7 protein-coding genes are annotated in these 16,144 nt (G+C 39.0%); 1 reads left to right on the forward strand and 6 read right to left on the reverse strand.

Annotated elements, in window-relative coordinates:
- Positions 1-127: 127 nt before the first annotated feature.
- The 5 genes from D7D53_RS05825 to D7D53_RS05845 all read right to left on the reverse strand — a co-directional run bounded on the left by D7D53_RS05825 (position 128) and on the right by D7D53_RS05845 (position 11,295).
- On the reverse strand, positions 128-985 hold the full coding sequence (locus tag D7D53_RS05825; RefSeq protein WP_342767976.1) for a bifunctional methylenetetrahydrofolate dehydrogenase/methenyltetrahydrofolate cyclohydrolase: 858 nt from the start codon (positions 983-985) through the stop codon (positions 128-130).
- Between the two features lie 157 nt (positions 986-1,142).
- On the reverse strand, positions 1,143-7,991 hold the full coding sequence (locus D7D53_RS05830; protein ID WP_120770414.1) for a mucin-binding protein: 6,849 nt from the start codon (positions 7,989-7,991) through the stop codon (positions 1,143-1,145).
- Positions 7,992-8,269: 278 nt separating this feature from the next.
- Positions 8,270-9,613: an asparagine--tRNA ligase gene (asnS, locus tag D7D53_RS05835; RefSeq protein ID WP_000167160.1), complete on the reverse strand. Its 1,344-nt coding sequence runs from the start codon at positions 9,611-9,613 to the stop codon at positions 8,270-8,272.
- 18 nt (positions 9,614-9,631) lie between these two features.
- Positions 9,632-10,810: a pyridoxal phosphate-dependent aminotransferase gene (locus D7D53_RS05840; protein ID WP_045607349.1), complete on the reverse strand. Its 1,179-nt coding sequence runs from the start codon at positions 10,808-10,810 to the stop codon at positions 9,632-9,634.
- Positions 10,807-11,295 (reverse strand): cell wall elongation regulator TseB-like domain-containing protein, encoded by a 489-nt coding sequence (locus D7D53_RS05845; protein WP_162927878.1) that lies wholly within the window; start codon positions 11,293-11,295, stop codon positions 10,807-10,809. Before D7D53_RS05845 ends, D7D53_RS05840 begins: the two co-directional genes overlap by 4 nt.
- 254 nt (positions 11,296-11,549) lie before the next feature.
- Between D7D53_RS05845 and D7D53_RS05850 the strand changes: the two genes are divergently transcribed.
- A complete protein-coding gene (locus D7D53_RS05850) occupies positions 11,550-12,098 on the forward strand; it encodes an NAD(P)H-dependent oxidoreductase (RefSeq protein ID WP_120770415.1) in 549 nt (182 codons plus the stop codon).
- 122 nt (positions 12,099-12,220) lie between these two features.
- On the opposite strand, the gene D7D53_RS05855 is transcribed toward D7D53_RS05850, so the two are convergent.
- A complete protein-coding gene (locus D7D53_RS05855; protein ID WP_120770416.1) occupies positions 12,221-16,018 on the reverse strand; it encodes a mucin-binding protein in 3,798 nt (1,265 codons plus the stop codon).
- Positions 16,019-16,144: the final 126 nt, after the last annotated feature.

Below are 16,144 nucleotides of genomic sequence, written 5' to 3' on the forward strand. Positions count from 1 at the left end.
TTTAATTGCATTAATAACAGTTTTAGACTTTAAATTTATAGTTTATGGACTCATATCATTATAGACTGCATTCAGTTACATACACTACATAAAAAGAAGGTAAAACATTATTCTACCTTCTTTTTTCCTATTTTATATCCAATGTCCTAAGTGCTGCCTGATAGGTTTGCTCCATTAGCATGGTAATGGTCATAGGACCGACACCTCCAGGAACTGGCGTAATATGGCTAGCAAGTGGGGCAACTGCCTCATAATCCACATCCCCACAGAGCTTTCCGTTTTCATCGCGATTCATCCCAACGTCAATGACTACCGCACCTGGTTTGACAAAGTCAGCAGTCACAAACTTGGCGCGGCCGATTGCTACTACGAGAATATCTGCTTTAGCAGCCACCTTAGCAAGATGATGAGTCCGTGAGTGGGTCAAAGTCACTGTCGCATTCTTTGCCAAAAGAAGCTGGGCCATAGGTTTTCCAACGATATTGGAACGACCGATGACGACCGCATGTTTACCTTCCAAATCAATTCCATATTCATGAAACATTTCCATAATTCCTGCAGGTGTTGAAGGAATCATGACTGGGTGACCAGACCAAAGACGCCCCATGTTTAGGGGATGGAAACCATCTACGTCCTTTTCAGGATCAATGGCCAACAAAATCGCTTCTTCATCAATATGTTTTGGTAAAGGTAACTGGACCAATATCCCGTGCCATTCTGAATCTTGATTATATTTGGCAATCAAGTCTAACAATTCCTCTTGGGTAATGGTATCTGGAACTCGCACAACTTCACTACGGAATCCAGCCGCAAGGGCTGACCTCTCCTTGTTACGAACGTAGACTTGGCTGGCAGGGTTGTTCCCTACCAAAATCACTACCAAACCAGGTACTAGCCCCGTTTCTTCCTTTAATTTCTCAGTCTTTTCAGCCAGCTGTCCTTGTAACTTAGCTGCTAGAACCTTCCCATCAATAATCTGTGTCATATCACTTCTCTTTTCTTTCAAATATCTTCCATTATACCAAAAACTGCTAATCCCCTCTAACACTTCTTTCCTAGGCTATCTTATAGTTTCAAACTATAAGAAAAAGGAGCGGATATTCCATCCAACTCCTTATTCTTATTAGAAAATCTAATTAGATTTAATCTTCTTTTTTCTTGCGAGCAAGAAGTCCAAATCCACCTAGTGCTCCAAGAAGTCCGAGCGCTGCAAGACTAGCGTTAGCTTCTGTACCTGTGTTAGGCAACTCTTTTTGACCTTCAACATATTTAGGTGTTTCTTGTTTAGAAGGTTGAGCTGGTTTAGCAGGTTTTTCTACTTCCCTAGGATTTGGAACATAGTTGATTGGAGTGTCCTCACCTGGGTTAGTTGGAACATTTGGTACTTCATATCCTTTAGTTGGATCGTTTGGATCCACTGGTTTCAACGGATTACCATCTTTATCCTTAGGTGTGTATCCTGGAACGTATGGAAGAACTGGTTTTTCCTTGCCTGGTTTTGTTGGATCTGTTGGATCGTTTGGATACTTGATTGGGTCTGTTGGTTGACCTGGGATGTTTGGCACCCATGATCCTAGTGGTTTGTAAACATAAGTTACTGTTGAACCATCTTTACCAATCTTACCTTTCGCTTCTCCATCTACACGAACAAGAACATAACCCTTGATAACTTTTCCACTTGTAGCGTACTCATCACCTACTTTACCTTCTGTAGTCTCTGCTGGAAGAAGGTCTTTACCTTTTTCATCTACATATTTAACTACTAGGTTAGCTTTGTTCGCTACATAGTTGATTGGAGTGTCCTCACCTGGGTTAGTTGGAACATTTGGCACTTCATATCCTTTAGTTGGATCGTTTGGATCAACTGGTTTCAACGGATTACCATCTTTATCCTTAGGTGTGTATCCTGGCACGTACGGAAGAACTGGTTTATCCTTGCCTGGTTTGGTTGGATCTGTTGGATCGTTTGGATACTTGATTGGGTCTGTTGGTTGACCTGGGATGTTTGGTACCCATGAACCAAGTGGTTTGTAAACATAAGTTACTGTTGAACCATCTTTACCAATCTTACCTTTCGCTTCCCCATCTACACGAACAAGAACATAACCCTTGATAACTTTTCCACTTGTAGCGTACTCATCGCCTACTTTACCTTCGGTAGTCTCTGCAGGAAGAAGGTCTTTGCCTTTTTCATCTACATATTTAACTACTAGGTTAGCTTTGTTCGCTACATAATTGATTGGAGTGTCCTCACCTGGGTTAGTTGGAACATTTGGTACTTCATATCCTTTAGTTGGATCGTTTGGATCCACTGGTTTCAACGGATTACCATCTTTATCCTTAGGTGTGTAGCCTGGAACGTATGGAAGAACTGGTTTATCCTTGCCTGGTTTGGTTGGATCTGTTGGATCATTTGGATACTTGATTGGGTCTGTTGGTTGACCTGGGATGTTTGGCACCCATGATCCTAGTGGTTTGTAAACATAAGTTACTGTTGAACCATCTTTACCAATCTTACCTTTCGCTTCTCCATCTACACGAACAAGAACATAACCCTTGATAACTTTTCCGCTTGTGGCGTACTCATCACCTACTTTACCTTCGGTAGTCTCTGCAGGAAGAAGGTCTTTGCCTTTTTCATCTACATATTTAACTACTAGGTTAGCTTTGTTCGCTACGTAGTTGATTGGTGTATCCTCACCTGGGTTAGTTGGAACATTTGGTACTTCATATCCTTTAGTTGGATCGTTTGGATCTACCGGTTTCAACGGATTACCGTCTTTATCCTTAGGTGTGTATCCTGGCACATATGGTACTACTTCTGTTGGTTGTCCTGGTTTTGTTGGATCTGTTGGATCATTTGGATACTTGATTGGGTCTGTTGGTTGACCTGGGATGTTTGGTACCCATGAACCTAATGGTTTATATGTTACAACTTCTGTAGTATCTTCTGAGTCTGCAGTTACTTTTGTAGTTGGTACAGTTGCTTTATCAGCTAAGTATCCTTTAACTACTGGTGATTTAACTTCAGCTAAGTCTTGAGCTGGAGTCCAATCTCCGTATGTAACTTCACCTGTTACCAAGTTGATCTTAGCTTCACGTGTGAATTTAGCTTCTTGTGTTACTGTTTTTGGAGTGCCGTCTTCGTTTAATACTGGAGTTCCATCTTCGTATACGTATGTAATTGTACGTGTTACTGTTTTGTTTAGATCTTTTTCTTCCAAGCCAGCTGGGTATTTAGGTCCGTCTGGGTTGTTTGGATCCACTGGAGTTCCTGGAGTTTTTGGTTGATCTGGCGTAACTGGTACAACACGTTCCTTAAGAGTTACTTTGAACTCTTGATCAGTGTCTTTATCTTTATCGAACTTACCACCTTCTGGATATGTATTAGATACTAATTCATATCCTTTGTTTTCAAGTTCTTTGATCTTAGCTTTTACTTCAGCTTCTTTTGTAAGTGGTGTATCTGAGTCACCTTCTTCAGTAATAGCATCAACACCTGGAATTGGGTTTCCTTTTTCATCTACGAAAGTCGTCTTCGCTTTTTGAGTATCTTTTACGTAGTTGATTGGTGTATCTTGACTTGGATCTGTTGGAAGACTTGGTACTTCATATCCTTTAGTTGGATCGTTTGGATCAACTGGTTTCAACGGATTACCATCTTTATCCTTAGGTGTGTAGCCTGGTACATATGGTACTACTTCAGTTGGTTGTCCTGGTTTTGTTGGATCTGTTGGATCATTTGGATACTTGATTGGGTCTGTTGGTTGACCTGGGATGTTTGGAATCCATGAACCGATTGGTTTGTAGGTTACAACTTCCTTGATATCTTCTGAATTACCTGTTACGTTTACAACTGCTACACTTGCTTTATCAGCTAAGTATCCTTTAACTACTGGTGATTTAACTTCAGCTAAGTCTTGAGCTGGAGTCCAATCTCCGTATGTGACTTCACCTGTAACTAAATTAACTTTCGCTTCACGTGTGAATTTAGCTTCTTGTGTTACTGTTTTTGGAGTGCCATCTTCGTTTAATACTGGAGTGCCATCTTCGTAGACATAAGTAATTGTACGTGTGACAGTTTTGTTTAGATCTTTTTCTTCCAAACCAGCTGGGTATTTAGGTCCATCTGGGTTGTTTGGATCAACTGGAGTTCCTGGTGTTTTTGGTTGATCTGGTGTAACTGGTACAACACGTTCTTTAAGAGTTACTTTGAACTCTTGATCAGTGTCTTTATCTTTATCGAACTTACCGCCTTCTGGGTATGTATTAGAAACTAATTCATAACCTTTGTTTTCAAGTTCTTTGATTTTCGCTTTTACATCAGCTTCTTTTGTAAGTGGTGTATCTGAGTCACCTTCTTCAGTAATAGCATCAACACCTGGAATTGGGTTTCCTTTTTCATCTACGAAAGTCGTCTTCGCTTTTTGAGTATCTTTTACGTAGTTGATTGGTGTATCTTGACTTGGATCTGTTGGAAGACTTGGTACTTCATATCCTTTAGTTGGATCGTTTGGATCAACTGGTTTCAACGGATTACCATCTTTATCCTTAGGTGTGTAGCCTGGTACATATGGTACTACTTCAGTTGGTTGTCCTGGTTTTGTTGGATCTGTTGGATCATTTGGATACTTGATTGGGTCTGTTGGTTGACCTGGGATGTTTGGAATCCATGAACCGATTGGTTTGTAGGTTACAACTTCCTTGATATCTTCTGAATTACCTGTTACGTTTACAACTGCTACACTTGCTTTATCAGCTAAGTATCCTTTAACTACTGGTGATTTAACTTCAGCTAAGTCTTGAGCTGGAGTCCAATCTCCGTATGTGACTTCACCTGTAACTAAATTAACTTTCGCTTCACGTGTGAATTTAGCTTCTTGTGTTACTGTTTTTGGAGTGCCATCTTCGTTTAATACTGGAGTGCCATCTTCGTATACGTATGTTATTGTACGTGTTACTGTTTTGTTTAGATTTTTTTCTTCCAAGCCAGCTGGGTATTTAGGTCCGTCTGGGTTATTTGGATCAACAGGTGTTCCTGGTGTTTTTGGTTGATCTGGTGTAACTGGTACAACACGTTCTTTAAATGTTACTGTGAACTCTTGGTCAGTGTTAACATCTTTATCGAATACTCCGTCTGTTGGGTATGTATTAGATACTAATTCATATCCTTTATTTTGAGCTTCTTTGATTTTCGCAGCGATTTCATCTGCTTTTGTAAGCTTGTCTCCACCTTTACCTGTTTCAGTTACCGGTGTATTTCCTTCAACCTCTTTTACATTACCATCTTTGTCTTGGTAAACAAATGTTGTTTTAGCTTTTTGGATTGGTGAGTAAGTTACTACATATTCGTAATCTTCATCTGTTGCAGTTGTTGGCTGTACAGGAACTTTTTCTACACTTGCAATGTATCCTTCTTTTTGAGGCACAGTTACTTCTGGAAGATTTGTATCTCCGTTCCCTACCCAATTAACGTAAACAGGCTTATCATTAGAATCAACTACAGCTTTACCATCAGAATTCAATTTGACAGTACCTGTATAATTTACTGTTTGTTTAGATGGTTCAAATACCTGTTGCCCTGCAAGATCCTTAGCATCGTCTGCATACACATACTTAATTGTACGTTTGACTTCCTCAACCTTAGTCTTCTTAACATATGAATAAATAACATTGTTAACATAGGCACTAGGGTTCAAACCATTCGCTTTAATTTCTTCAGGAGTATAAATTTCACTAATTCTCTTATCACTAACATTGATAGTTCCTGTCGGACCTTTTGGAGGTATTTCAGCTAAAATATAGTCAATACCATTAACAGGTTTAATAACATCAGGAATTTGACTTGAAACATCATATTTTTTACCTAAAATATTCTTTGTTTCATGACTGCCATCTTCTTTAAGTTTAGCAAATCCATCATATTCAGTAGGCATATAGCCAAGTATTTTACCAGTTTCTAAATCGGTCAATGTTAGGGTAACAGCTCCGGTTTCAACTGTTGTTGAACCACTTGGAGAAGCATTAACAACCCATCCATTTGTAACCTTGGTTGTAACATCTTCTTTTTGACCATCTAGTACAGTCCCACCTGTTACAGTAAGAGTCCCAGACGTTTTATCATTACCTACTGTGCTTCCGTCTGTAACACGCCCCAAATCATCATACTTCAGCTTTGAAAATTCATCTGTAAATGTTCGATTAGTTATCTTTCTTTCAATTCCTAACTTATCAAGGGCCATAGAAATAGTTGAACCTTCTTGAATAGCCCCATCAATTACTTCTAATTCTAACTCTGTTGGTGATTTTAAAGTTGCTTTTAATGTGAAATCTGTATCTCTCCCGTCGTTAAGAATCCAAACATTATTCTCATTAGCTTTTACATTAGCAAAACGGTCTGAGGGTCTGTAAGTTATGCTATCTGTTTTAGTAGTAGTTGATGCAGTATTTTTACTTCCAGGGATTTCACTGAAGTAATTAAAGTCCGTATTAGGAAGTTTTATTGTAAACTTACTACCTTTATTGTATCGAACATCTGTATCCGTATTAATTGTAAGTGTATTCCCAATTTTTTCTAAAGTCGAACCTTTATATCTTAAACCACTATTTGGTGTCAAAGAAACGGAAGTAGATTGTTTTTGAGTACTTGGTTTAGTAGCTTTATTAGTATATGTATGTTCTACAGCCACTTGACCATCAACTTTGATAGATGCTACATAATCCGTATCTTTAGAAATTTGAGGGGCTTGATAAGCTGTTCCTGTCAGATACTCAACAGAATATGTAGTAACTGCATAGTTTTTTGCTTTATCATTCCACTTGATTTTATAAGTGACAGTCCCTACTTCATTTGGAATAGCTGGTTTTTCAGCCAAACGCTCTTCATAGGTCATTCCATCTTTCATACGTTGTGCCCAATATGGACTTGTTCCACCTTTATTACCTGTAGAATTGCTTTGTGCCACTGATTCAACAACACCAATTTCAGTTCCATCAGCTGCAGTAATTTTTGTACCTTTTGTAAAAGAATTCCCAAATGCTGCTAAATTCTTTAACTCAATTGTAGTTGTATCTCCTGCTTTTACATTAGAAGTATCAAATGATACCTCTAAGCCCCATGACAAAGGTCTAGTATTTTCGCCGTTCATGGTAATATAAGCATTTTGAACATTTACAACAGCTTTACCTTCTTTGATAACCCCCTTACCCGTATATGTTTGAGGCTTACTTTCTTCCCCCGCCAATTTTGCTTCAACTTTACCTGCATGACCCGCACGTTTCATTTCAGCATAAACTGCTTCAATTGCGGCAGAAAGACGATTCACTTGAGCTACCATCTGGTCTTTAGAAGCATCAGATGAAAGCAAATCGTTAGACTTCGCTGCTTCAAGCTTCACTGCAGCAACTGCAGCTGATAATTTTTGTTTAGCTGCTTCATCTTTGACTTCTTTATCTGAGAAGTTTGAAGCTACAGATGTCATAACCTCTGCTTCTGAAGTCAATTGAGTAAGAACTGTCTTCACATCATCTTGTGCTTTTTCTGTTGCAGCTTTTTCATCCGTTTCTTTGTCAGTTTTTTCTTTAGCTACTTCTTTTTTGGCAGCTTGCTCTTTATCAGATTTTTCTTTTTCTGCTTTATCAGTAACTTCTTTTTCTGCTTTATCAGTAACTTCTTTTTCTGCTACAGGTGTTGCTTCAATTTTAGCGTCGTCTTTTACTTCAGGTTTTTCATCTGCTTTTACAGCATCAAGCTTTAATTCTGGAAGTTCCTCAACAACTGGTGTTGTTATAGCTGAATCAGGTTTCTGTTTATCAGAATTTGTAACTTCTGTTGCTTTTGCCGTTGCAACATTTGTCTCATCAGCTTTGACAGCATTTGCTCCTAATAAGAGAGCAGTTCCCAATAGAACACTAGCAGCACCAAAGCTATACTTACGAATAGAAAAGCGCTGAGCTCTTCTGCCGTGATATTTTTCCATTCTTGAATACATGGTTTCTCCTTTTTTAAAATATATGCTAATTACGGAATTACACCCAAGTATTTCAAAAATCCCCCATTCCCAGCCTGATTGACAAAGTTAAATGGCTACACTTAGGTACTTAATTCCTACCTTACATTATAACATTATTTCAATTAGAATGTCTACATTTTTCTACAAAATATGTGAAATTATATATATATATATATATATATATTAATCTGTATTTTAGGTAATTTCATGACAAAAAATAAAAGGCCGATATGACCTTTTACTTTGATTTTTTAATTTTACGGTTTGATACGGTGCAACATACGTGGGAATGGAATAGCTTCGCGGATGTGTTTTGTTCCTGCTGCGAAGGTTACCATACGTTCGATACCGATACCAAATCCTCCGTGTGGTACCGTACCATATTTACGAAGGTCAAGGTAAAATTCATACTCTGTACGGTCCATACCAAGTTCATCCATCTTAGCGACAAGGGCATCGTAGTCTTCCTCACGCATAGACCCACCGATGATTTCTCCATAGCCTTCTGGGGCAAGCAAGTCTGCACAAAGCACGCGCTCTGGATTTCCAGGAACTGGTTTCATGTAGAAGGCTTTAATGGCTGCTGGGTAGTTCATGACAAACGTTGGCACACCAAAGTGGTTTGAAATCCAAGTTTCATGCGGTGAACCAAAATCATCACCATGCTCAAGATGCTCGTAGTCAGCGTCTTCATCATTTTCATGCTCTTGTAAGAGATCAATAGCTTGATCGTAGGTAATGCGTTTGAATGGCTCTGCAATGTAGCGTTTCAAGAGTTCTGTATCACGTTCCAATGTTTCCAAAGCTTGAGGCGCACGATCAAGAACACCTTGTAGAAGAGCTTTCACATAAGCTTCTTGCAAGTCAAGCGACTCATCGTGTGTCAAGTATGAGTACTCTGCATCCATCATCCAGAACTCAGTCAAGTGACGGCGCGTTTTTGATTTTTCAGCACGGAATACTGGACCAAAGTCAAAGACACGGCCAAGAGCCATAGCACCTGCTTCTAGGTAAAGTTGACCTGATTGACTCAAGTAGGCTGGCGTTCCGAAGTAGTCTGTTTCAAAAAGTTCAGTTGAGTCTTCAGCCGCATTTCCTGAAAGGATTGGGCTATCAAACTTCATGAAGCCGTTCTTGTCGAAGAACTCATAAGTTGCGTAGATGATAGCGTTACGAATTTGCATCACCGCTACTTGCTTACGAGAACGGAGCCACAAGTGACGGTTGTCCATCAAGAAATCTGTTCCGTGTTCTTTTGGTGTAATTGGGTAGTCTTGAGATTCACCGATCACTTCGATGTCTGTAATGTCCAACTCATAGCCAAACTTAGAACGTTCGTCTTCTTTAACAATACCTGTCACATAAACAGACGTTTCTTGGCTCAAGCGTTTGATGACATCAAACTTCTCAAGCCCCACTTCTTCACCAAATTTCTCTACAAAGTTTGGTTTAAAGGCTACACCTTGGAAGAAAGCTGTTCCATCACGCAATTGCAAGAAGGCGATTTTCCCTTTTCCTGATTTGTTGGCAACCCAAGCTCCAATCGTCACTTCCTGACCAACATAGTCTTTTACATCGATAATCGTTACACGTTTTGTCATTATTTTTCCTTTTCTTTTTTATTTTTCCATAAATGCTTTCAAGCGTTTAACTGCTTCTTTAAGTGTGTCTAGATCTGTCGCATAGCTGAGGCGCACATTTTCTGGCGCTCCGAATCCTGCTCCTGTTATGAGTGCCAAACCAACTTCCTCAAGAATAGCTGTTGTAAAGTCAGTCACATCCGTATAACCTTTCATCTCCATGGCTTTTTTAACATTTGGGAAGAGGTAGAAGGCTCCTTGTGGCTTAACGACTTCAAAACCAGGGACCTCACATAATAGCGGATAAATGGTATTGAGACGCTCCTCAAAAGCTTGACGCATGATATCGACAGAATCCTGTGGTCCTGTTAAGGCTTCAATAGCCGCATATTGAGAAACAGATGTCAAATTTGAAGTTGTTTGTCCCGTCAATTTACTCATAGCTGCAATGATTTCAGGATCACCTACCGCATAACCAACTCGCCAACCCGTCATGGCATAGGCCTTAGATACACCGTTGATAACAATGGTTTGCTTACGAATTGCTTCTGATAGACTTGAGATTGGAACAAATTCATTTCCATTATAAACAAGGCGACCGTATATATCATCAGCTAAAATCAGAATGTCATGCTCAACTGCCCAATTTCCGATAGCTAGTAATTCTTCACGAGTATAGATCATACCAGTCGGATTAGATGGTGAATTGAGAACCAAAACCTTTGTCTTATCTGTCCTAACTAGTTCTAGTTGATCCACCGTGACTTTAAAATCATTGTCTTCTTTAGCTTGAACAAAGACTGGAATCCCTTCTGCCATCTTGACCTGATCTCCATAACTAACCCAGTATGGAGTTGGAATAATAACCTCATCTAAAGGATTGATTACAGCCATAAAGAAAGTATAGAGGGAGAACTTGGCACCTGTAGCAAAGGTAACCTCGTTACTTGCGACAGAATAGCCATAGTAGCGCTCGAAGTAGGTATTCACCGCAGCTTTTAATTCTGGTAGGCCTGAAGCTACTGTATAGAAGGAAGCCTGTCCTTCTCGAATAGCTTTAACTGCTGCATCCTGAATATTTTCAGGAGTGTGAAAATCTGGTTGTCCCAAGGTCAAGAAAAGGACATCCTTACCTTGAGCTTTTAATTTTTTTGCTCTCGCATCACTAGCTAAAGTAACACTTTCTTCCATTTCTAAAACACGGTTGGATAGTTTCATAGGCCCTCCTTATTGAGCAATGCTCCTGTTTCAAAATCTACTAGATAAAAATCAGAGTCTGACTTGACTTCCCAGATTGGCTTATCTTGATAACGGCCAAAGGTAATCTTGTCAATCTCGCCAGCTCCTTTTTCCTTAGAAACAGCTTCTGCTTTTTCTTGTGAAACACCTTGATTTAGCTGATAAACGTAAATCTTATGGTCATCTTTCCCAATCAGGACAGCAAGCGTTTCTTGCTGTTTATTACGTCCAAGAACGCTGTAGTAAGATTCCAAGCCATTGTATAAATCAACCTGATCAACCTGCTCTAATCCTGCATACTGCTGAGCTAATTTTTCTCCTTCACTTTTAGCTGTTTGATAGGGTTTCATGCCGAGAGAAACCAGATACAGAAAGGAAGCACTGATAACCACAAACAAAATCGTCATCCCTAGACCATACTGCCACAGTAGATTATTTTTTGCTTTATTTTGTCTTTTTTTCACTCGTCTATTTTACCATCTATTGGGCTTTATTACAAGTGAATGCAAGAACAATCGCACTTTATTTCTTCCTTCAAAGCAAACCAGAATCCAAAAAACAGTTCTTACTTTTCCAGTCGCAAGTGACTAGAGTTTCAGTAATTTTATAATTTTCAAATAAAGTCTGAGCAGATTTCTTGCAAGTTGTTTTGGATTGTTGTAATATATTTCATAACAACGAGAGAGTTCTCGGAAATTTAAGAAAAAGGAGACATATCATGTCTAAAAAAGTATTATTTATCGTCGGATCACTACGCCAAGGTTCTTTCAACCACCAAATGGCCCTCGAAGCTGAGAAAGCACTTGCTGGTAAAGCAGAAGTTAGTTACCTCGATTATTCAGCCCTTCCCCTCTTTAGCCAAGATTTTGAAGTACCAACTCATCCAGCTGTAGCTGCTGCTCGTGAAGCGGTTCTCGCTGCGGATGCTATCTGGATCTTCTCTCCAGTCTACAACTTCTCTATACCTGGAACAGTGAAGAACTTGCTCGACTGGCTATCTCGTGCCCTTGACTTGTCTGATACACGCGGCGCTTCTGCCCTTCAAGACAAGTTTGTCACCGTATCATCTGTAGCCAATGCAGGTCACGATCAACTTTTCGCTATCTACAAAGACCTCTTGCCATTTATCCGTACACAAGTCGTTGGTGATTTCACTGCTGCACGTGTCAATGACTCTGCTTGGGCAGATGGAAAATTGGTTCTCGAAGAATCAGTCCTAAACTCACTTGAGAAACAAGCTCAAGACTTGGTCGCAGCAATTCAGTAAAAAATAGATAGTTTAAAAAGTCTTTAATATCAAAATGAGCAACTTTAAATTAAAAGTTGCTCATTTTTTTGTGCTATCTAACACTATCCTATTAGTTAAATCAGTATTGACATTTTTTTAATTTAACGATGTCTTCTAGCATGACCACGAGTTCCTGGTCCAGTTCTGATTGGTTTAACTTGTTTACCTGGACGTGAAGGAACGTGGTGTACTGGTCCATGATGAGGTCTCGTTAAATGCGGTTTAGGCTGAACACTTGGTTTTGGATGACTAACAATTACATTTGGTTTTGTAACAACTCCGACCACATGAGTATGGCTCGTATTTCCTGTATGAATGACACTTGTCACCTCTGAATGAGTTTCGGTTTCATTTGTTGTGATAGTGACAATCGGTGTTGTTGGACCCGCTGTTGCTGCATTTGAGGTAACAGTGGTTGTCGTTGTAGTTGTAGTCGTAGCCGCTCCACCAGGAACAGGTTTTGTCTCTGTTTTCTTATTAACAGATGTTTGTGAAGAAAAATCTGTTGGTTTAATTGAAGCCAAGGCTTCAGCTGGAGTTAAGCTAGGTTTTGAATCAGTAGTCGCTACCGGTTTTGGTTGAACTACAGGTGTTGGTGTAGCTGGAGTAGATACTGCCGGTTTAACCGGTGTTACCGGTGCTGGTGCTGCTGGTTTGACCGGTATCACTGGTTTTGGTTGAACTACAGGCGCTGGCTTAACCGGAGTTGACACTGCTGGTTTAACCGGTGTTACTGGTTTGACCGGTACAACGGGTTTTGCAACAATTGGTGATGATGCAACAACTGGATTCGGAACAGTCAAAACTGGTTTGATAGAAATTCCATTACCTAGACTAGAAGGAGTTGCTACAATAGTTGTTACTCCTTGTGGAGTGACATTTGGTTTATGAACAGTCGTATCTACTGACGCTACTGGTTTATCATCAATTCTTGTGATTTTCCAATTATCATAAATAATTACACCAGTAACGAGGTTAACTCTCGCCACTCTTTCAAAAACTACAGATCGAACTACATCTTTGAAAGCTTGTTTACCATCTTTTTGATATTTGTAGTGAATCGTCTGCTTGGTCATTTTTCTCAGTGTATCTAAGTTTTCAACCGATTTAGGCCAAACAGGTGTCAATGCATCTCCTGCTACCAATGGATTTCCAGCAATTGGTTTAGAATCATCTGCTGTGACAGTCACAACTTTTTCGATTAATTGAACTGAGAATACTTGATCAGTTTGTTTTTCACTGTCAAAGCGTTTGTCATTAGCATTTGCAAAACCATCATGTACTAATTCATATCCTTGTTTTAGGTATTGATTAATACGATTTTTTGAATTATAAGCAATTGTTTCACCTGGAAGACCAACTACACTGTCCACATTTCCTAAAACTTTAGGACTTGTTTCTGTTTGATTAAGGTATTTAACATACGCCTTTTGTTGAGCAAGATAATCATAAACAACATGGATATCATCCTGTGTCAAATGTCCCTTACTATTAGCAGGTGTTTGTGACAAGACATATACTACACCATCTTTTTCGAAACGTTCAGGAACTTTAGCAGTCACATCATAATTATTCCCCAACAAGTTAATGAGTTTTGTACTCTTATCATGTGGTGTATTGAATGTTTCTAAAATAGCTTGACTTGTTTTATCACGATATTGAATATCAACTTTACCAAATTTAGCTTCTTCGTACACAGCTACCACGTTGGCTTGAGCTCGTGTAATCGTACCAGATGTCTTCGTATTACTATAAAAGCGATCATTCTGTGCATACTCTTTGAAGACATAATATTTACCATTTGGTGAATGTAATAGATAAGGTGCTGTGATAGATGTTGTTTGAATTCCCTTGTTGTCTTGAACTTCTGTCTCAGTTGTATTTCTCTCCAAAGTAGCTACATAGCTAGTATCAATTTTGGTAGATGGTCTTACAGTAGTAAATTTATCTTGAAGGATACCTCCATTTTCCACCGCTGCAATGGCAGGAAGAAGCATTTTTCCTTGAGTATCAACAAAGCGAACTGCTACATCTCCATAGACAAGGCGCCCACCTGTTTTAACCATATCTGGGTTGGCAATTTTCCAGTCAGAATCAGCAGCTTGTTCGTATTGGTCTGTAAGATTTTTACCTTTGGCATCAACAACAGTCAATGTCCCAGGTACATTCGATTTAAAACCATTTTTAGCTTCATTCAAATAATCAACTGTATGACCTGTTGGAACACGGTCAACTCCAAAGTCTTTTGTACGTAATACATAGGTTCTGCCAGCCAACATCTTTCCAGAAACGAGTTCAAAGGTTAATTCATTATCAGCAGCCTTAAGAATCTTAAATTTTGCATGTTGACCTGGTTCTTCACGAGGTGCTTCCAAAATAACATTATGGCGATTTACCCTTGTTCTTGATGTATCAGGGCTAGTATTTGTCATTTCGACGTTGTGGGCACCACGTTCAATAAATTCACCTACTGTAGCAAACTTATTGAATTCTGTGTCATTGATTCGAACGGTGAAACGGGTCCCTGCACTAAAGTTTGATTTCCATGTTCCGATACGAAGAGTGCTGTTATATGTTTTGATACTACCGTCATCATCCAACATAACATCACCTGTGAAGTTAGCTGTAGCTGGTGTATCATAAACTTTAGGTGCTCCTATATCTGTTTTAATCACAGTGTAATTCTTAGTGACTACATTTTGACCATTAACTGAAATAACACCGGTTACAGACTTATCCACGTTCACTCGAGGATAACGAATTCCACCTCTGTATTGAAGTTCAAAAGTAACATCATCTAGACGTTCAATTTCATCAGTGAAACGATAAGTTGCTTCAATATGACTTCCTTTGTCAACTAAATCCCATGATTCTTTTGTGTCCAGAGCAACGTCACGGTCTCCACGTGAAGCCCAATATGAAAGGCTTCCAGCTTTGGCATTATCATTTTTCTGAACCAAACTCACTCGTTCTGCAAAAACTTTACCTTCAGCAACCAATTTTTGAGGAAGATTATTATCTTGTGGCAATTCCTTCAAACCAATTGTAAAGATATCCCCCTTATGATAGGTACCATTTTTAAATTTTAATTGGAAGCGATAATCAGCAATACCTGTTGAAGTTACACGGTCGGCCATGTCAATTGTACCACTGGCAATAATATTTCCATTATCGATAGCTACATCCTGTGTTTGAGTTGGCGATAGACTAGCACTAATTTTCTTGCCGTGTCCTGCACGTTGCAACTCAGTATAAACTGTTTCAATAGCTGAATACAGTTGATTTAATTGAGTCTTAAGATTTTCTGCACTAACAGATGAATCTTTCAACAAGGCTTTTGATTGTGAAATCTGAATTGTTACTGCCTTAACAGCTTCTTGAACCAAGGCTTTTTCTTCAGCTTTACGATCTGCTTCTTGAGCATAACGAACAGCAACTTGATTTAAAACTTCTGCTTCTGATACAACCTGTTCCAAGGTAGTTTTTTCGACTAATTCTTCTTTTATCTTCTCACTTGAAGTAGATGAGGTAGTTTTTTCTTCACTAGACTTAACTTCTTTAGAAGTGAATTCTTTTGAGTCAGAAGTTTTTGTCTCAGATGCTGCCTTAGATTCTGCTTCCTTCTTAAGAAAAGCATTGATATCTAATTCTTCTTTTTCCAAAACTGGATCTTGAAGAGTTGAAGGTAATTCTGCTATTTTTTCCTCAGATTTCTCTTGCTTGGTCTCTTCTGGTTTTTCAGAGACTTTTTGTTCTTCTTTTTCCGTGCGATGTGAATCTACTTTCTGTTCATCTGCACTCACATTTGAATAAGTACCAAAAACCATCAAAGCAGCTACAGCAACAGATACTGCACCAAAACTTGATTTTCTAATGGAATACTTGTTTACCTTATTCATTTGATTCCGTTTTACTCTTGAATACATATATTTTCTCTCTAACTTTTTATGATAAAAAAGGGAGTGGAATTGATGCTGTATTGACATACATTCTCACTCCCTAAAACACTACACTTCAATATTTTG

This window comes from Streptococcus gwangjuense (assembly GCF_003627155.1).
Lineage (GTDB): Bacteria > Bacillota > Bacilli > Lactobacillales > Streptococcaceae > Streptococcus > Streptococcus gwangjuensis.